At 73.4% G+C, this 17,574-nt stretch carries 16 protein-coding genes; 8 read left to right on the forward strand and 8 right to left on the reverse strand.

Going from position 1 to position 17,574, the window contains the following annotated elements; genetic code table 11:
* Window positions 1-42 precede the first annotated feature (42 nt).
* Window positions 43-858 (reverse strand): endonuclease/exonuclease/phosphatase family protein, encoded by an 816-nt coding sequence (locus FRCN3DRAFT_RS0210400; protein WP_027140444.1) that lies wholly within the window; start codon window positions 856-858, stop codon window positions 43-45.
* Window positions 859-982: 124 nt separating this feature from the next.
* Here FRCN3DRAFT_RS0210400 and FRCN3DRAFT_RS43800 point away from each other — a divergent pair, with 124 nt between their 5' ends.
* Window positions 983-2,005, forward strand: coding sequence for a nucleoside hydrolase (locus FRCN3DRAFT_RS43800; protein ID WP_007516011.1), 1,023 nt, complete (start codon window positions 983-985; stop codon window positions 2,003-2,005).
* A gap of 1 nt (window position 2,006) precedes the next feature.
* Here the strand turns inward: FRCN3DRAFT_RS43800 and FRCN3DRAFT_RS0210410 are convergent, their stop codons facing one another.
* From FRCN3DRAFT_RS0210410 to FRCN3DRAFT_RS0210430, 5 genes are all read right to left on the reverse strand, one after another.
* Window positions 2,007-3,257 carry a PucR-like N-terminal domain-containing protein gene (locus tag FRCN3DRAFT_RS0210410; protein WP_051466802.1) on the reverse strand — a complete coding sequence of 417 codons (1,251 nt, stop codon included), beginning with the start codon at window positions 3,255-3,257 and terminating at the stop codon, window positions 2,007-2,009.
* Between the two features lie 81 nt (window positions 3,258-3,338).
* Window positions 3,339-3,782: a hypothetical protein gene (locus tag FRCN3DRAFT_RS0210415; protein WP_051466217.1), complete on the reverse strand. Its 444-nt coding sequence runs from the start codon at window positions 3,780-3,782 to the stop codon at window positions 3,339-3,341.
* A gap of 202 nt (window positions 3,783-3,984) precedes the next feature.
* Complete coding sequence (locus FRCN3DRAFT_RS43805; RefSeq protein WP_007516008.1) at window positions 3,985-4,221, reverse strand: hypothetical protein; 237 nt, start codon at window positions 4,219-4,221, stop codon at window positions 3,985-3,987.
* A gap of 252 nt (window positions 4,222-4,473) precedes the next feature.
* Entirely contained in the window at window positions 4,474-5,187 is a 714-nt protein-coding gene (locus FRCN3DRAFT_RS0210425; RefSeq protein ID WP_007516007.1) for a response regulator, read from the reverse strand.
* Window positions 5,184-7,388 carry a sensor histidine kinase gene (locus tag FRCN3DRAFT_RS0210430; protein ID WP_007516006.1) on the reverse strand — a complete coding sequence of 735 codons (2,205 nt, stop codon included), beginning with the start codon at window positions 7,386-7,388 and terminating at the stop codon, window positions 5,184-5,186. Before FRCN3DRAFT_RS0210430 ends, FRCN3DRAFT_RS0210425 begins: the two co-directional genes overlap by 4 nt.
* Window positions 7,389-7,612: 224 nt before the next feature.
* Here FRCN3DRAFT_RS0210430 and FRCN3DRAFT_RS0210435 point away from each other — a divergent pair, with 224 nt between their 5' ends.
* From FRCN3DRAFT_RS0210435 to FRCN3DRAFT_RS0210450, 4 genes are all read left to right on the forward strand, one after another.
* Window positions 7,613-8,485: a hypothetical protein gene (locus FRCN3DRAFT_RS0210435; RefSeq protein WP_007516005.1), complete on the forward strand. Its 873-nt coding sequence runs from the start codon at window positions 7,613-7,615 to the stop codon at window positions 8,483-8,485.
* Window positions 8,486-8,679: 194 nt separating this feature from the next.
* Entirely contained in the window at window positions 8,680-9,426 is a 747-nt protein-coding gene (locus FRCN3DRAFT_RS0210440) for a DUF4386 family protein (protein WP_007516004.1), read from the forward strand.
* Between the two features lie 176 nt (window positions 9,427-9,602).
* The gene (locus FRCN3DRAFT_RS0210445) at window positions 9,603-10,904 is read left to right on the forward strand and encodes a M16 family metallopeptidase (protein WP_007516003.1); all 1,302 of its coding nucleotides are present in this window, start codon (window positions 9,603-9,605) and stop codon (window positions 10,902-10,904) included.
* Between the two features lie 58 nt (window positions 10,905-10,962).
* Window positions 10,963-12,324, forward strand: coding sequence for a M16 family metallopeptidase (locus tag FRCN3DRAFT_RS0210450; RefSeq protein WP_007516002.1), 1,362 nt, complete (start codon window positions 10,963-10,965; stop codon window positions 12,322-12,324).
* A gap of 123 nt (window positions 12,325-12,447) precedes the next feature.
* Here FRCN3DRAFT_RS0210450 and FRCN3DRAFT_RS56050 read toward each other — a convergent pair whose 3' ends face one another.
* Entirely contained in the window at window positions 12,448-13,083 is a 636-nt protein-coding gene (locus tag FRCN3DRAFT_RS56050; protein ID WP_232793997.1) for an ANTAR domain-containing protein, read from the reverse strand.
* Between the two features lie 385 nt (window positions 13,084-13,468).
* Here FRCN3DRAFT_RS56050 and FRCN3DRAFT_RS56055 point away from each other — a divergent pair, with 385 nt between their 5' ends.
* Window positions 13,469-13,639, forward strand: a complete 171-nt coding sequence (locus tag FRCN3DRAFT_RS56055; protein WP_232793998.1) for a hypothetical protein — start codon at window positions 13,469-13,471, stop codon at window positions 13,637-13,639.
* Between the two features lie 237 nt (window positions 13,640-13,876).
* Here the strand turns inward: FRCN3DRAFT_RS56055 and FRCN3DRAFT_RS0210460 are convergent, their stop codons facing one another.
* Window positions 13,877-14,116, reverse strand: a complete 240-nt coding sequence (locus tag FRCN3DRAFT_RS0210460) for a mycoredoxin (RefSeq protein ID WP_007515999.1) — start codon at window positions 14,114-14,116, stop codon at window positions 13,877-13,879.
* A gap of 194 nt (window positions 14,117-14,310) precedes the next feature.
* On the opposite strand from FRCN3DRAFT_RS0210460, the gene FRCN3DRAFT_RS0210465 reads away from it, so the two are divergent.
* Both FRCN3DRAFT_RS0210465 and FRCN3DRAFT_RS0210470 read left to right on the forward strand, forming a co-directional pair.
* Window positions 14,311-16,641: an ATP-dependent DNA helicase UvrD2 gene (locus FRCN3DRAFT_RS0210465; RefSeq protein WP_007515998.1), complete on the forward strand. Its 2,331-nt coding sequence runs from the start codon at window positions 14,311-14,313 to the stop codon at window positions 16,639-16,641.
* 577 nt (window positions 16,642-17,218) lie between these two features.
* On the forward strand, window positions 17,219-17,542 hold the full coding sequence (locus FRCN3DRAFT_RS0210470; RefSeq protein ID WP_131803457.1) for a hypothetical protein: 324 nt from the start codon (window positions 17,219-17,221) through the stop codon (window positions 17,540-17,542).
* Window positions 17,543-17,574 lie beyond the last annotated feature (32 nt).

Below are 17,574 nucleotides of genomic sequence, written 5' to 3' on the forward strand. Positions count from 1 at the left end.
CCGCCCACCGATCGCTGAGCCGCCCACCGATCGCTGAGCCGGCTACGGACCGCCGTCGCCGGCCGACGCGAGGTCGACGAGCAGGGCCCGGTGGTCGGAGATCGCCGTCTGCTCGGCCCGCGCGGCGACGACCGGCGGTACGGCGCCGCGGGCAAGGACATGGTCGAACTGCACCCGCGCGGCGTGCGCCGGGTACGTCGGCGCGGCGGCCAGCCGCCGCCAGCCGGTGAGCACCCGCGGCAGCGGCCCCGGCAGGTTCAGATCGCCGAGGATCACCGTCGCCTCGCCGACGCCGTCGGGGGTGTCGTCGGCGCGCAGGGCCCGGGTGAGGCGGCGTAGCTGCGAGGCGTTCCAGCCGGGAACGAAGGACAGGTGCGTGCTCGCGACGGTGAGCGACCCGGCGGGTGTGGCCAGCCTGGCGACGATCGCGACCCGCGGCTCGTCCGCCAGCAGGATCAGCCGCGGCCGCCCGTCCGGCCCGGGCACGGCGATCGGCGAGCGCACCGGCGCCCGCCCGAGCGGCACCACTTGCCACCCACGGACGGGAAAACGGCTGATCAGCGCGATGCCGTAGGCGGGCTCGTCGGGGGAGCGGACCCCGTCGGCCGGCCGCCAGCCGAGGCCCGGGATGCCGTACACGGTCGCCGCGAACCGCCAGGCATCCTCCCCGGCCCCCAACGCGTCGGCCGCGACCGCGCCCAGATCGGCGCCCCCGGACCGGGGCTGGCCGACATCGACCTCCTGCAGCGCCAGCACGTCGCAGCGCAGGGACGTGACGGCCGCGCGGAACCGTGCCAGGTCGACGTTCCCGTCCCTCGGCGAGCGGCCGTTCATCACGTTGAACGTCCCCAGCCGCACGGTCCGCACGGTAACCGATCGGCCCCCGCTGGCCGCGGGCGCGCCTGGCCAGGAAGCCGGATTCGCCGGTTGCGCGAGGATGGTCCGGGTCTGAGCGCGGGACGGTGTGGGAGGAGCGGTACTGATGCGACTTGTCATCGACAGCGACGGCGGGATCGACGACGCGGCGGCGATCGTCTGGCTGTGCGGGCGGCCGGACGTCGAGATCGCGGCCGTCACCGCGGTGGGCGGCAACGTCGAGGTGCGCCAGGCCGCCCGTAACCTGCGGATCATCCTCGAGGCGGGTGGCCGCCCCGACGTCCCGGTGTACGTCGGGGCGGAACCGACGGACCCGGCGCCGCCCATCACCCGGCCGGTGTTCATCCACGGCGAGGACGGGCTGGGTGACGTCGGGCTCGCCGACCCGCGCCGCGGCGCCGACGAGGACACACCCGCCGTCGAGGTGCTGGTCAGGGAGATGCGCCGGGGCGCGTCACTGCTGACGCTGGGGCCCCTGACCAACCTGGCGGCGGCTGTACGCGCCGACGCGGCGGCGGCCGCCTCGAGCCGGCTGACGCTGATGGGCGGCAGCGCGCGCGCCCAGGGCAACGCCCGGCCGAGCGCCGAGGCCAACGTCGCGAACGACCCGCTCGCCGCGGCCACGGCGCTCGCCGCCGGCTGGTCGGCGCCACCGGTGATGGTCGGCCTGGACGTCACCCACGAGGCGACCCTGCGCGACGTCGAGTTCGCCGCGCTCGCGGCGCGGCGGACCGCCGCGTCGGCCTTCCTCTACGGGCCGCTGTCGTTCTACCGCCGCAACGCCGGCTCGCTGTGCGCCGAGGGCGAGACGCCCTGCCACGACCTGCTGGCGGCGATGGCCGTCGTCCGACCGGACATCCTCGGCGTCGAGACGCTGCCGGTCGCGGTCGACACCGGTGGCAGCGCCGCCTGGGGCCAGACGGTCGTGGACCTACGCCAGTTGGGTTGGCGGCGCCACCGCGCCGAACCCGAGATCTCCGCGATCCCCGCGGCGTCCGGGGCCGCTCCCGGCCGCGGGCCGGACGGCAACGCCGACGGCATCGGAGCTCCGGTCTCGGTCGGTCTCACGGTCGACGTCGACTTCTTCCGCGCGGCGATCCGCGAGCTCGCGGGTGAGCCGCGAACCTGACCTAGTCGGCGGGGACGGGCCGGCTTCGAGGGCCTTCGCTCTCGTCGTCGTGCCCGCCCTCGTCGCCGATGATCGTGGCAGCTCCGGCGCGCAGGACGAGCTCCAGCTCGAAGCGGGCGTCCGGGTCGTCGAGGGCGTCACCGAACAGGTCGCGCAGCTGTAGGACCCGGTAGCGGACGGTCTGTGGGTGGATGTGCAGGTGGCGGGCTATCAGCGCGCGCTGGCCGCGCAGGGCCAGCCAGTGCAGCAGTGTCGCGGCGAGCCGCTGCCGGGTCCGCTCGGGCAGGCCCGCGAGCGGGGCGAGCCGGCGATGGGTGAGGTCGGCGAGCAGCGTCGGGTCGCGGGTGAGTAGCAGCGTCGCGAGGTGGTCGTCGGTGAACAGCGGGTTCCCACTCGGATCCGCCGGCAGCAGCCCGTCGTCGCGCGCCTCGCGCGCGAACCTGACCCGCTCGGCGCTCGCGGCCGCCCGCGCCCAGGGCACCGCCGGGCCGACGACGGCCGAGCGGCCCGCGAGCTGTCCGGCCAACCGCTGGCCGCGCGTGTCGTCCCCGTTCACGAACAGCCACAGGTCCGAGCCATGTGTGGTGTTCGGGCAGCCGGTGGGCAGGCCGAGCTCGTGACGGCTGCCGGCGCGCGCTGGTACCAGCACCGCGGCGAGGCGGTCCGGGATCCGCACCGACCCGGCCTGGGCCATCTCCTCGACGGCCGCCGGGTCGGCCCCGGACAGCAGCAGCTCGCCGATCCGGTCCCACAGCCGCTCCCGGGCGCCCGCGTCCGCGGACTGGGCCAGCGCGTATCCCTCGGTGGACGCGGCGCAGACGCCGTCGATGTAGCCGAAGAGCGTCTCGCCGAGGGTTACCAGGCCGGCCGCGTCCAGCCCACCGCGCAGCAGGGCCGCGTCGGCGAACCGCCGCCACGCGACCCGGGTACCGATCCGGTAGGCGGCGAGCAGGTTGTCCAGGGAACGGCCGGCGTGGAACTCGCCGTGTCCCAGCCGCACGTAGATCTCGCGGCTGGCGGCGACGTCGGCCGGATCGTCCGGGCCGCCGTTGACGATCGCGAGGAACCGGCGCAGCGCCTCGGCGACACCCGCCCGTACCCCCCGCCCGAACCGCCCCTCCAGTGGGCGGGCATAGGCCGGCACCTCCGCCGCGATCGCCGCGATGATGTCCTCGCCCACGGAGGCCAACTCGGAGCTGAGTAGAGCCCTCAGGCCGGCCGGAAACTGTCCCTCAGGAACAGTCGCATCCACGACCTTCACGGTAGCCGCCCGGGCCGCCGATCTGCCGGCGCCGCCCGCGCATGCGGGCGGATGCACCGTCTGCCTGGTCTCCTACGGCGTCGCGACCGCGTAGCCCATCTGCGTCAGCTGGTCAGCGGCTGCCTCGGGGAGGCGCCGGACGGCGGCGCGGAGCTGACGGGTCAGGAAGGCGTCTCGGGATCGGGCCAGCACATCCCGCCAGCCGCCGCGCGCCTCGGTGATCCGCTCCACGATCAGGAACTCGACGACGTCCTCGACCGTCGGCCGGAACCGCCGGCCACCGGTCGGTAGGTGCAGATGACCCAGCTCGTCCTTGGCGTCCGGGCATCGGGTCAGCAGCGACGTCCAAGAATCGGACGTCGCGGGAATCTGGAGGTGCGAGTCCGGGTACCCGTCCCGCTTGTCGCGTTCGTAGTCGTAGTGCAGCAGGACCTGTGTCAGCTCGGCGTCGGCGTATAGCCCGACGTAGGACGTGACGACCATGAGGTGCTCGCCGAAGCCGTCGACACTCGTCACGAAGCTAACGTCGAGCCAGCACCGAGGCGCGCGGCCTACCGAAATCGGAATGCCTCGGGGTCCCACGAACCGCTGATTGTTCGGACGATAGCTGACCCAGGCATGGTCGGTGTTTTCCGTCGACAGTCGTCCTCCTATCCGGATCCCACTGCAGATCGTGCCGTTGAGGAACCTGCTCAGGTCGTCGGAGAACCTCTGTGTCTCACGCAGGAGGTTCACGCCAGGGGAGGAGGCTCTTGACGATATGCCAGGACCGGTGGGCCGCCGCGGACTTGAACGCTCCGGTTCTGGCCTGCTCCTCGAGTTCTTCATACGGATACCCCGCGACCTGTAGGGCGTTCAGCCACGCCTGATGCAGGTCCTCGGCGGTCACCTCGACCACGGTGTCTTCGTCGTCGAAGGAGTCGTCCTCCTCCAGAGGTATGGCGGCGGTTGTCATGATGCCCCTCCGTCTCTCGGCCGTACCTGTCCCCTGTATCCACGGTAGTACCAGGCGGCAACTGGTTTTGCCGCCCGGTTGAGCTCGTGGTCACCCCATCGTGCGCGCGTGACGCCTGCTGCCGCCGCCGCGCGGGGCGCAGCCGAGTGTTCCTGTCAGGGATCCCGACAGTATCTCCGTCTCTGGACATGTCGCCACTATAGGGCGGCCGGCGGCGATGTCAAAGAGCTGGACAGTGCACCGGGATTTAGTTCATGGATCGCCAAAACCGGCTCGGCGGGCGGCGAGAATTGCTGCGGCGCGATCTGTGGCGTGGAGCTTTACGAGGATATTTGAAACGTTGTTCGCAACGGTTTTCGCGGTGAGGCCAAGATGGCGTCCAATTCGGCCGTTGGGCCAGCCGTTCGCGAGTAGGGCGAGGATCTCCCGCTCCCGGTCGGTGAGCTCGGGGAAGGGCTTGGCGGCTGGCCGCGGTTCGGCGAAGGTGCGTAGCACCCGTTGCGCGACGTCCGGCCCGAACACCGCGTCGCCACGCGCCGCGGCGCGGACGGTGCGCACGACGTCCTCCTGCTGGGCGCCCTTGAGCAGGTAGCCGCGGGCACCGGCGCGCAGCGCGGCGAAGACGAACTCGTCCTCGCCGTACATGGTCAGCATCACCACCGCCACCGACGGATGCGCGGCCGCGATCCGCCTGGTCGCCTCGACCCCGCCGATCCCCGGCATCTCGATGTCCATGAGGACGACGTCCGGGCGCAGCCGCCCGACCAGCCCGACGGCCTCCTCGCCCGAGGTCGCCTCGCCCACGACGGTGAGGCCGTCCATCGAGTCGAGGAGCACCACCAGCCCGTCGAGCACGATTCGGTGATCGTCCACGATCGCCACGCGGATGTCCGCCGCCGAGCCCTCGGCCCCGCCGCCAGGCACCGCCGCTTCCGGGGGGCTAGCGCCCTCGTTCGTCTCCGTCATCCCGCGCTCCCGGCCAGCTGGACGCTCGTCGCGCCGACGACGCCGACGACGCCCGTGACCTTTGCGTCGTCCGTGGCGGCTGAAGTGTCCATGACCTCCGTGCTGCCCGCGGGCCGTGGCACGGCGCTGCCGGCCAGGGAGAGGGGAAGCTCGACCAGGACGCGGCCGCCAGCGGCGGTCGGCCCGGCGTTCCAGGCGCCGCCGAGCGCCGTGGCCCGTTCCCGCATCGAGGTCAGTCCCACCCCCGGCGACCAGGCGGTCACGGTTCCAGCGGCGTCGCTCGCCCGGCCGTTGTCGCGGATCTCGATGGTCAGCGTCTCGGCGCAGCCGATCGTCACCTCGCACCGGGTGGCGCCCGCGTGCCTGGCGACGTTGGTCACGGCCTCGGTCACGATCCGGTACGCGGCGACCTCGACGGCGGCGGGCAGCGGCGGCAGCGTGTCCGGAGCCGCCAGCGTCACCGGCACCGCGGTGCCGCGCAGCGTCTCACGCAGCGCCGCCAGCAGGCCGAGCTCGTCCAGGGCGGGCGGGCGCAGCGCGTAGACGAGCCGGCGCAGGTCGCCGAGCGCCGACGTGAGGTCGCGGCGCACGTCGGCGAGCAGGTTCGTAGCCCGGGGCAGGTCCCGGCCGGCCAGGTTGCGGGCCGCGTCCACCTTGCTCGCCGCGGCGGTGAGGACCGGCCCGAGGCCGTCGTGCAGGTCGCGGCGCAGCCGGCGGCGTTCCTCCTCGGCGGCGCTGACGATCCGTTCCCGGGAGCGCGTCAGCGCCTCGGTGAGCCGGACGTTGCTGGCGGCCACCGCGACCTGGCGGGCGATGTCGGCGAGCAGCCTGGTTTCGCGCGAGCCGAGCGCGTTCTGCCCGGATCGCAGCCCCACGACGAGCGCGCCGATGTCCTCGCCCTGGTGCACGAGCGGGAAACGAGCGGCGGCCTCACGCCCGGAACGGTCGGCCTCGCGCCCCGCGTCTCCGGTGTCCGCATAGGTGATGGCCCGGACCGATCCGTCGTCGCCGCGCAGCTCCACGGTCGCGCGCGGCAGGCGCAGGGTTCCGGCGAGCGCTTCCACCAGGCTTGGCAACAGCGCCTCGACGCTGCCGGCGGCCTCCAGCCGGGCCGCTACCCGGGTCGCCACCGTGTAGGGCTCGTCGCGCTCGCCGTAGAGGAAGCGGTTGACGATCCGCTGCACCCGCGAGTGGGCCGGAGCCAGGCTGAACGCGGCACCGAGGGCAGCCGCCACCGACCAGGGGCCGCCGACCGCCTGCCCGAACGCGGCGAGCACGGCGGCGCCGGCCGCGTACACCGCGGCGACGAACGCGGTGAGCAGGACGTAGACGAGCGCGCGGTTGAGCACGATCTCGATGCCGTACACCCGGTTCGCGAGCACCACGGCGACGATGACGACCAGTTCGACGACGGTGCCGACGTCGGCGATCATCTCGCCCGCCGGCAACGCCACGACGAACGGCGTCCCCACGATGGCGATGACATTGACCACGGCCAGCCAGCGCAGCACCTGGCGTAGCTCGCCCTCGGCCCGCAGCCAGCGCACCACCATGACGACCGACCCGAGCAGCAGTCCCGACGCGAACAGGAGCACCGGCAGCCATTCGGGGAAGGGAACGCCGATCGGGTTGGTGAGGTTCGCGTACCTGGGCGGCGGGTCGACGAGCTTGCCGGTCCACAGCGGCCCGAGCAGCCAGCCCACGGCGCACAGCCCGATGCTGATGGCGGCGAGCCAGCCGATCCGCCCGCGCGGGAACCGGCCGTAGGGAAAGGTCGCCCAGGTAGTCGCCATCACGACCGGCTCGGTCGCCATGGCTGCGGGGGTGATGATCGACACGGGCAGCGCGCCCGGCAGGTCGTGCCCGCCGTACACGGCGACCATCAGCCAGCCTCCGCCGGCCGCCCCCCCGGCGTGGGCGAACGCTGCGGCGAGTGCCAACCAGCCGAACGGCACCTCCGGCCGGCGCGAGGCCAGCAGCCAGCCGGCGACCAGGAAGGGAACCGCGAGTGTGATCTGGGTCCAGCCGGACCTGCGCGCCGAGTCCCCACCCGGAGCGATGACCCCACTCGGGGTGGCGAGGACGAGTACCACGCCGACGGCGACCAGCGCCAGGATGGTCAGGGCGAGGGCATGCGCAAGCCATCGCCACCGTGACCGCGGGTCGGTCGGCCGCGGCTGGTCCTGAGAGGTCACATCCACGCCTGCTCCCTGTGCTCGGGCTTCCCGGGCGCGGGTCGGTCCATGTGATCGCACCAGGTCGCACCAGTGTGGGGCACAGGCGTTCCCGTCCGGGCCGGGAAATCCTCCCGGCGCCGGCGGGACGGCGTACACGTGCCGGCGGGAACGAGGCGCCCGAATGATCGCCCTGCCACAGCGACCGGTCAGCCGGACCGGTCCGGCCAGGATCCGATCAGGAGACAACGATGAAGACCCACAGCATCGGCGGCCAGGCCCGCCGTCGCCCGCGGCCGCGCGACAACAGCGGAGCCTCGCGCGGCCGCGGGCTCTTCAGTCGACACAGCTGGACCGTCACCGCTGGCGCTCTCGGCCTCGGCGCGGCCGTCCTGCTCGCCGCCTGCTCCGACTCGTCCGACTCTGCCGAGTCGCCCGCCGCCGCGGGTACGCCCGCGGCGGCCACGGCCAACGACACCCAGGCGGCCTGCGCCGCCGTGCTGGCCAGCGACTGGGTGAACATCCCCGGGATCGATCCGGACGGCCCGCCGGCGTCCGCGGCCGAGCTGGCCGCCTGGGCGACGCCGCTGCAGACCCAGGTCACCGCATTGCGCGCCGGTGTCCCGGCAGACCTGACGAGCAAGGTCGACGTGCTGGCCACGGTTGTGCAGGGCGCGAAGGAGGGGAAGCCGGTCTCCACCGAGGACGCCTCGCTCAGCGCCGCGCTTACCGCCGTCAACGGTTGGGCGCACGACTCCTGCGGCTACACCACCCTCGACGTGACCAACAGCGACGGCACCGCCCTCGCCGGCGTGCCGGCGACACTGCCCGCCGGCCCGGTGGCGATGAAGTTCGCCAACACCGGCACCGATCCGGCGAAGGCCGGCTTCATCCTGCTGCTCGGCAAGGTCCGCGACGGCCAGACCGCGACCGCGGCCGACGTGCGGGCCGGCAAGGCCAGTCTCGAGGACATCGCCGACGTCGTCGCGGTGGCCCAGCCCACCGGCTCCGACCCGGCCTACGGCCTGGCCACGCTCAGCCCCGGCCGCTACATCGTCGCCACTCCCGTCGGGCCGCCTCCGGAGTTCGCCACCATCCTCGCGAGCGGTTTCGAGGTCAGCTGACCCCGCTGCCCCGTCGGCACCACGGGTGCCGGCCGGTCCGGCCGTGCGCCCGGGCGGCGCACGGCCGGAGACCGGACCATTCCGATTCCTCATCGCGGACCGGCGTCGCTCGACGCCGTGACCACATCCCGCGCTCGAAGTGATCCAGTCCTGGGCTGCGATCAGTCCTGGACGCCCTGGAAGGAACAGTTGCCATGCCCACCTCCGCAACGCCCGCCGTACCGCCCACCTCGCCGGTTGGCCGGCTGCTCGCCGCGGCCTGTCTGCTCCTCACCGGGTTGGGCGCCGTCCTGGCGACCACCGTTCTTCCCGCGAGCGGGGACGGCGATGACGTCGCCTCGATCGACAGGTTCGCCGCGCATGCTGGCCGGGTCGACGCGGGACTTGCCGCGGAGATCCTGATCCTGCTGCTCGGCGCGGCCACCGCCGTGACCGCGCTGCTGGCGTTCCCCCGGGCCCGCCGGCTCGCCGGTGTCGCCGGCTGGCTCGGGATCATCTCAGGCAGCGCCTGGGTCGGCCTGGTCAGCGCCGACAACGTGCGCGCGGCGGCGGCGGAGACCGACCACGCGGCCGGCGCCGCGCTGATGCACCAGCTGAGCGGCTCGGCGCAGTTCCAGGCGTTCGTCCTGTTCAGCCTCATCGGTGGCCTGGTCTCGATGGTGTGCCTCGGCATCGCGCTGTGGCGGTCGCGGGCCGTGCCCCGCTGGGCGGCGGCGCTGTTCGTCGCCTACGAGCCGGTCAACTTCGCCGGCGGCGGTAGCGGCGTCGTCGGCACCGTCGCGAACGCGCTCCTGCTCGTCGGGTTCGCCGTCTGCGCCGTCACCATCCTGCGCGGCGGTCTCCCGGCCCTCGCCCTTGGCGCGAGCCCGATCGCCGACCCGGCCATCGCGACGGCCTCGACGGCCTCGGCCACCCCGACCACCCGGGCCCCAGCCCACTGACCTTCACCTGGCTTTGGCGGACGAACCGCGTCATCGGCGCTGTGTTCCGTCCGCCAAAGCGCGTGGGCGCCCCAGGCCCGCCGGTTGGCGCTACCGCTGCCGGTGAACCGTCCTGGGCAGTAGCGTGACCAGATGTGTCCTCACGTACCGGCACCGGCCCGACGGCGTCCGCAACGATGACCTCGTCGCTTCCCTCGCCCGCCTATCCACTGGAGAAGACCCGGCTCGACAACGGACTGCGGGTCGTACTTGCCCCCGACACGACGGCGCCGGTCGTGGCCGTCGCCGTGCACTACGACGTCGGCTTCCGGTCCGAGCCGGAGGGCCGTACCGGGTTCGCGCACCTGTTCGAGCACATGATGTTCCAGGGCAGTGAGAACGTCGGGAAGGCCGAACACCCGAAGTACGTGCAGGCCGCCGGTGGAATCTTCAACGGTTCGACGCATCCGGACCACACGGACTACTACGAGCTACTTCCGTCCGGTGCGCTCGAGCTCGCGCTCTTCCTCGAGGCCGACCGGATGCGGGCCCCGAAAATCACCCGCGAGAACCTGGACAACCAGATCGCCGTTGTCCAGGAAGAAATCCGCGTAAATGTGATGAATCGCCCATATGGCGGCTTCCCCTGGATCACCCTGCCACCGGTCGCGTTCGACACGTTCCCGAACGCACACAACGGCTATGGCGACTTCAGTGAACTCGAGGCGGCGAGCCTCGACGACGCGGAGGACTTCTTCGAGAAGTTCTACGCCCCGGGCAACGCCGTCCTGACGATCGCGGGTGACTTCGCCCCCGACGACGTGTTGAAGCTCGTGGAGCGGTACTTCGCCGACATCGCCGCCCGCGCGGTGCCGGATCGGCGCAGCTTCGCCGAGCCGATCCGGTCCGAGGAGCGGCGGGGTGAGCTCGTCGACAAGCTCGCGCCCCGGCCGGCGCTCGCGATCGGGTACCGGGTGCCGGACCCGGACACCGACCTGTCCGCGTTCCTCGCCAACTTCCTGCTGACCGACGTGCTCACGTCCGGCGACGCGAGCCGCCTCGAGCGGCGACTGGTGCAGACCGACCGCTCGGTGATCGGCGTGAGCAGCTACGTCGGCACCTTCGGTGACCCGTTCGACCAGCGCGACCCGCTGCTGCTGACCGTGGAGGCCCGTCACCCGGCCGAGTCGCCGGCCGCCGGGATCCTCACCGCGATCGACGAGGAGCTCGACCGGCTCGCGACCGACGGCCTCGCCGACGGCGAGCTGGAACGGGTGCGGGCCCGCGTCGCTTCGGGGCTGTTGCGCGAGGCGGACGACGCGCTGGGTCGGGCGCTCGCGTTCGGCGCCTTCGAGCTGCACCGGGGCCGTCCGGAGATGCTCAACGAGCTGCCGGCACTGCTGTCCGAGGTGACCGGTGACGCCGTCGCGGCGGCCGCGGCAGCGCTGCGGGCGCAGGGACGCTCCGTGCTGGAGCTGAAGGCCGGGGCGGCGTCGTGACGACGAGCGAGCGCCCGGGGACTGGTCAAGGACAACTAGCGACGGGACGGCGGGGGCTTTGACGACGACGACCGAACGGGCCGGGGTCATCCCGGCCGTCCGCCCGACGGTGCCGGCGGAGCTCCCGACCGTGGTGGAGCGGACGCTGCCGAACGGGCTGCGTGTGCTGGTGGTCGCGCGCACCAGCGTCCCGCTGGTGGAGCTGCGGCTGCGGATCCCGTTCACCGGGCTCGGCGCGGACCACGCCGCGCGGGCCGAGCTGCTGGCCGAGACGCTGTTCACCGGTACGGCGAAGCGGGACCGGGTCGAGATCGCCACCGCCGTGCAGGCCCTCGGTGGATCCCTCTCCACCGGCGTCGACGCCGACCGGCTCGCGGTCGTCGGCTCGGCGCTGGCCACCAATCTCGACCCGCTGCTGGGCATCCTCGCCGAGGTGCTGACGGAGGCGAGCTACCCGGACGACGAGTTCAGCGGCGAGCGCGACCGGGTGGTCGAGGACGCCACGATGGCGCTCAGCCAGCCGGCCGTGATCGCCCGGGAGGCGCTGCTGCGCCGGCTGTTCCCCGGGCACCCGTACGGCAGCGCGGTGGTCGAGCCGGCCGTGCTCGCCCGGGTGGGCGTCGGAGCGGTCCGTGATCTGCACACGGCCAGGATCTCGCCGCGCGGCGCGATCCTGACCCTGGTCGGCGACGTCGACCCGGCGGCGGCGCACGACGCCGTCGAGGCGGCGCTGGGCGGCTGGTCCGGTGGCGAGCCCGAGGCCGTGCCGGCACTCCCGGCGCTGGCGACCGGTCCGATCCTGATCGTGAACCGGCCGGGCGCGGTGCAGACGAACATCCGCCTCGGCGGCGGTGCCCTCGACCGGCACGAGCCCGGCTACCCGGCTCAGCGGCTCGCCAACACGATCTTTGGCGGCTACTTCAGCTCCCGCCTGGTCGACAACATCCGCGAGGACAAGGGCTACACCTACTCGCCGCGCAGCGGCGTGGACCACTACCTGGCCGGCTCCCGGTTCACGGTCGCCGCCGACGTCGCGACCGACGTCACCGGCCCGGCGCTCCTGGAGATCTTCTACGAGCTCGGCCGGATGGCGGTGCTCGCGCCGTCATCCGACGAGCTGGAGGCGGCCCGGCAGTACTCGGTCGGGACGATGGCGCTCGGCAGCGCGACGGCCGCCGGCCTGGCCTCGACGCTGTCGGGGCTCGCGGGCGCGGGCATGGGGGTCGAGTACCTGCGTGACCATCCGGCGGCGCTGACCAGAGTGACCGCCGAGGAGGTGCTCGCCGTGTCCGCCGGCCTGCTCGCGCCGACCAGGCTCATCACGGTGCTCGTCGGGGACGCCGAGAAGATCACGGGCGCGGTCGCGGCGCTCGGGTCTGTGACGGCCGTGGCCGACTCGTCCTCCCAGCGGAGCTCCTAGCCAGTCCTGCGCGGGCCGGGGTGCGGCGCCACCCGGGCCAGCGACCAACCTTGGAACCGTCCCCTGGCCGCTGGCCGCCGGAATCGGTCTCACCGATTCCGGCGGTCCGCTTCGTCCTTCGCGTCAGTGGCGAGTCGGGGTGGCACGCGGTGGGGCGGGCCGGGGCGCTGAGCCCGGGCCGGGACCCGGCCCGGCCGCGGGCCCCGGTCCCGGCCGGCCGCCGAGCTCTCCCGGCAGCGCGATCCGCGGGTCGCTGACCGAGTCGACGACCTGGCGGGCCAGGTCGTGCACCCGCCTGCCCATGCCTCGCGCGGTGCGCCGCAGCCGCTCGAACGCGTCCCGCGGCTTGATGTGGTGGCGCTCGGCCAGCACGCCGATGGCCTGCTCCACGATCACCCTGGAGGCGAGCGCGTGCTCCAGCTGGACCACCGACAGCCGCAGCTTCTCGACCTCGCCGAGCTCCCGGTCGGCGCGGCGCGGCCGGCCGGGCGGGTTCAGGTCTTCGGCCAGCAGATCGGCCAGCACCATCGCGGAGATCAGGTCACCCACCGGCCGGACGTCCGTGCCGGGGCCCTCGACCACCCAGCCGGCGCTGGTCCGGCGCAGCCGTAGCTCGCCGTCCGTGGCCGGTGCCGCGCCGGGCGGCGCCGTCGACGGCTGCGCGGGGCGTGGGGGCGACCGGCCGGGGAGGCGGCGCGGGCCGGGGTCCCGGCCGGGGTGGGGGTCCGGGCCGGGGCGCCTTGCCCGTTCCGGCGACACCTGCGCCGGGCAGGGCTTGGCCTGGCCCGTCGTGCCCCGCGCCGGAGACCGGCGACCCCGCCGGGGTCGTGGGCTCCGCCGACGGCGCGGGTCGCTGACCAGACCCCGGTCGCGGCGCTCCGAGTACGGCGGGGTTGGGGACGGCGCTCGTGGATGGGCCACCGGCCGGGCTCGGCGCCGCCGGTGAGGGCGCCGCCGCCGGCGATGCCGCCGAAAGGGGGGCCGCCGCGGGCGGGGCATCGCCAGTTGGCCACGCGGCACCCAGACCGTCGGCTATGCCGCGGAGCAATGGCAGCGCCGTGGGCACAACTTCGACCGCGCCACGGTCTAGACCGACCAGCAACCCGGCGAGCTCACCCGTCCGGGTAAGGACCGGCACGACGACGTGACTGCCCACTCCGAGGCGTTCGTGTTCGACCGTGTCCGCCAGGCTCGGTTCCATCCCCACATTGGTGCCAATGGCTGGGGCACCGTCAAGCACGCGGGCGACCAGACTCGCCGACCGCGGGTACTGCGTTCCCGGTTCCAGACCAGGCAGCGTCCCAACCACCTCTAGGTAGGTGGCCGTTGTCGTGGAAATTTCCACGAACCCGGTCGCCTCCATGTGGTGGAGGGCTTGCGCGGCCCGCGCGGCAGCGTCCACGGTGCTGCGCGCCTGTCCTGAGGGTGGTGACGACACAGGCCGAACTCTCCCACAAACTTCACGGGCAGTGACGGACACCGTCCCATGAGCCGGCCGTGTATGCGTCCGGAGGGCGTCGAGCACCGATTTTCTCGTTGCTCTGCGTATCCGTTATGCGGCAGAAGTGACCTTCTCGGTGACCTGACGGAGGGACGGATTCGTCATCACAGTCCCATCCGGGAAGACGACCGTGGGCACGGTCGCGTTGCCGTTGTTCGCATCGCGGACCAGTTGCTCGGCAGTGGGGTCGGACTCGATGTCGACGACCTCATACCGGATGCCTGCATCATCCATCTGGCGCTTCAGCCGCTTGCAGTAGCCACACCAGCTGGTGCTGTACATCGTGAGCACTGATCATCCTCTCGCCTCGGCCGAGCAAAGCGCGGCCTGCCTGTAGCCCTGCCGTCACGAGCCAACAACCGACATACCCGGTCAGACGGGGATGCATTCCCACGCCGCGACCACCCGCGACCGGGTGCCAGCCATCCACAACCCGCCGACGGCCCCGCCGCTTCCCACCGCCGCCGGTGACTACGTTTCAGGTCATGTCCGGTGAGCTGGCCGCCGTCTCGCGCACGTCCCGTACGTACCGCCCGGCCGGGTCGGCCGGGTCGGCTGATGCCGACCAGCCGCCCCCGGCCGCCGACGGGGCGCCCGCCGACGGCTCACTCGACGGCCGCGTCGACGGGTCCGAGGAATGGCGGCTCGACCCGGAACAACGCGCCGCGGTGCTCGCGCCGATCGGACCGGTCTGCATCCTTGCCGGTGCGGGAACGGGCAAGACCAGGACGATCACCCACCGGATCGCCCACCTCACCCGGCAGGGAGTGCCCGGCGGGCAGGTGCTCGCGGTGACCTTCACCAACCGGGCCGCCGGCGAGCTGCGCTCCCGGCTGCGGGGGATGGAGGTGGAGGGGGTGCAGGCCCGGACGTTCCACGCGGCGGCGCTGCGCCAGCTCGGGTACTTCTGGCCCAAGGTCGCCGGCGCGGCGCTGCCCGCCCTCGTCCAGAGCCGCATCCCCCTGATCGCCAAGGCCGCCGCCCGGTCGTCCCGGCGCCCCGACCGGGGGGAGCTGCGCGACCTCGCCTCCGAGATCGAGTGGGCGAAGGCCACGATGGTGACGCCCGAGGACTACCCGCGCACGGCCGAGGCGGCGGGGCGCGAGACCGTCTGGCCGGCGGACGCGGTCAGCCGGTTGTACGCGGACTACGAACAGGCCAAGCGCGCGGCCGGTGTGGTGGACTTCGACGACCTGTTGCTGCTGACCGCGGCGATCATCGAGGAGCACTCCTGGGTCGCCACCGAGCTGCGGTCGCGGTACCGCCACTTCGTCGTGGACGAGTACCAGGACGTCAACCCGCTGCAGCAGCGGGTGCTCGACGCCTGGCTGGGGGACCGGGACAGCCTGTGCGTCGTGGGTGACCCGCACCAGACCATCTACTCCTTCAGCGGCGCCTCGCCGCGCTACCTCGTCGGGTTCCCGCGCCGCTTCCCGGCCGCGACCGTCGTCCACCTCGTCCGCGACTACCGCTCGACCCCTCAGGTGGTCGGCCTCGCGAACGCGCTGCTCGGCGCGGCCCCGTCAGGCCCCCCAGGTCCCGCGGGCCCGACGAGCCCGGCGGGTGCCCGTCCCGGTGGGGACGCCGGCCGCGCCGCCGTCTCCGCCGTGGGTGGGGTGGCGGCAGGGCAACCGGGTCTCGTCGCGATGCGTCCGGACGGCCCGGAGCCGGCGCTGGTCGAATGCGTGGACGAGGCGGACGAGGCCAGGGCGGTGGTGGCCCGGATCCGGACGCTGCTCGCCGGCGGAGTACCGGCCAGCGAGATCGCCGTGCTTTACCGGATCAACGCGGCTTCCGAGGCCTACGAGGAGGCGATCGGCGCGGCCGGCATCCCGTACCTGGTGAAGGGCGGCGAGCGGTTCTTCGAACGGCCGGAGGTGCGGGACGCGGTGCGGCTGCTGCGCGCCGCGTTGCGCTCCGCCGAGACGGACCGCCCGGCGGGGCTCGCGGAGACGGTCGCCGACGTGCTGCGGGGCGCCGGCTGGCGGGCGACGGCGCCCACCGTCGGGGCCGAGCGGGAACGCTGGGAGAACCTCGCCGCCCTGCACCGGCTGGCCGTCGACCTGGTGGTGGCCGAGCCCGACGCCGGGTTGGAGCGTTTCGTCGCGGACCTCGCCGACCGGACGGCCCACCAGCACGTCCCCACCGTCGAAGGGGTGACGCTGGCCTCGTTGCACGCGGCCAAGGGCCTGGAATGGGACGCGGTGTTCCTCGTCGGCCTGACCGACGGGATGGTGCCGATCGTGCACGCGCAGACCGACGAGGAGATCGCGGAGGAACGGCGGCTGCTCTATGTCGGCGTCACCCGGGCGCGGGAGCACCTGGCCCTGTCCTGGGCGCTCGCGCGCACCGCGGGTGGGCGGCCCCGGCGGCGGTCGCGGTTTCTCGACGGGCTGCGCCCGGCCGGTGCCAGGCCTGCGGCCGCCGGCCGCCGGACCGCGGGGGCGGGCCCGAGCGGGGGCGGCGGGGAAGGCGGCGCCGCTAACGGGGCGGCCAGGCCAAAGGGGCGGGCCGCCGTGCGCTGCCGGGTGTGCGGCCAGGCGCTCACCGGGGTAGCGGCACGCACCGGCCGGTGCGCGACCTGTCCCCGCCAGGTCGACCGGGACCTGCTCAACCGGCTGCGGGAATGGCGGGCGGGGAAGGCGCGGGAGCTGGGCAGGCCGGCCTTCGTCATCCTCACCGACGCGACGCTGGAGGCGATCGCCGAGAGCCGGCCCGGCACGGTCGCCGAACTGGTCGCCATCCCGGGGATCGGCCAGGTGAAGCTCGACAGCTACGGCGCCGACGTGCTCGCCCTGGTAACCGGGCCACGCTGACCGACCGCCGACCGCCGACCGCCGACCGCCGACCGCCGACCGCCGGACGCCGGACGCGACGGCCGGATGCCGATCGCCGGACGCCGGCCGGCGGATCGCCGGCGCCTCACGGGCGCGCGCCCACCTCGTCGGTGACGGTACCGGCATGAGTCATTGCTTGACGTAACGGACGATTGGTTCGGCTCGACGGGTGTTACCCGTGGTGTCGCCTGGCCGACTTGAAAAATAAGTTGTCGCCGTTCCGAGGTCCCCCTACCGTTACCCATGAACACCGGAGCTGGTGCTCGCTGAGCGCTGGGCCACGGTCCCTGGGTCACCATCCCGCGGATCACCGTCCCAGTGATCGTCGTAGCTCCGGGTCTTGGAACCGATGACGGATGTCGGCCGCGAGAGCGGACCGGCCGCGCGAAGGGAGGCGATAGGGGTGCTCAGTGGCATTCGTATCGCGGTCTTCGGCGCCGGCTGTGCCGAGCTCGGGGCGGTCATCGCGCGTCCGCGCGAGGTCGGCGTCCTGTCAGGTCCCGCGCGCGGATCGCTCGAAACCGCCGTGGCAGGCGGTTTCTGGCGTGGACTCGGCGTGACGGACGCACCGGCCTGGCGGGGCGGGATGGATATCCCGGCGTCGGCCCTCCCGCTCATGGCGGATCTGTCGGCGGCCACCGAGCCGATGGCATATGCGCTGGCGGATGAGGCCCGTCACGGCGTCGTTCCGGCCGCGAAGCCGACCGTCGCCCCGGCGGCACGGCGTGGCGCGAGCGTCATCGCCGCGGCCGCACGGGACAAGTCCGCCTTCCAGACGGCCGCCATTGCCCACACGAACAAGCTCCAGGCCAAGACCCAGGCGTCCACGCGACGTCACCCAGACAGCAGGGGTCCGTCCCAGACGGAACCGCCGGTGTAGCCGGCACCTAGGCCAGAACCCGAGGCCGCGGA

The sequence above is a fragment of the Pseudofrankia saprophytica genome (genome assembly GCF_000235425.2).
Taxonomy (GTDB): Bacteria; Actinomycetota; Actinomycetes; order Frankiales; family Frankiaceae; genus Pseudofrankia; species Pseudofrankia saprophytica.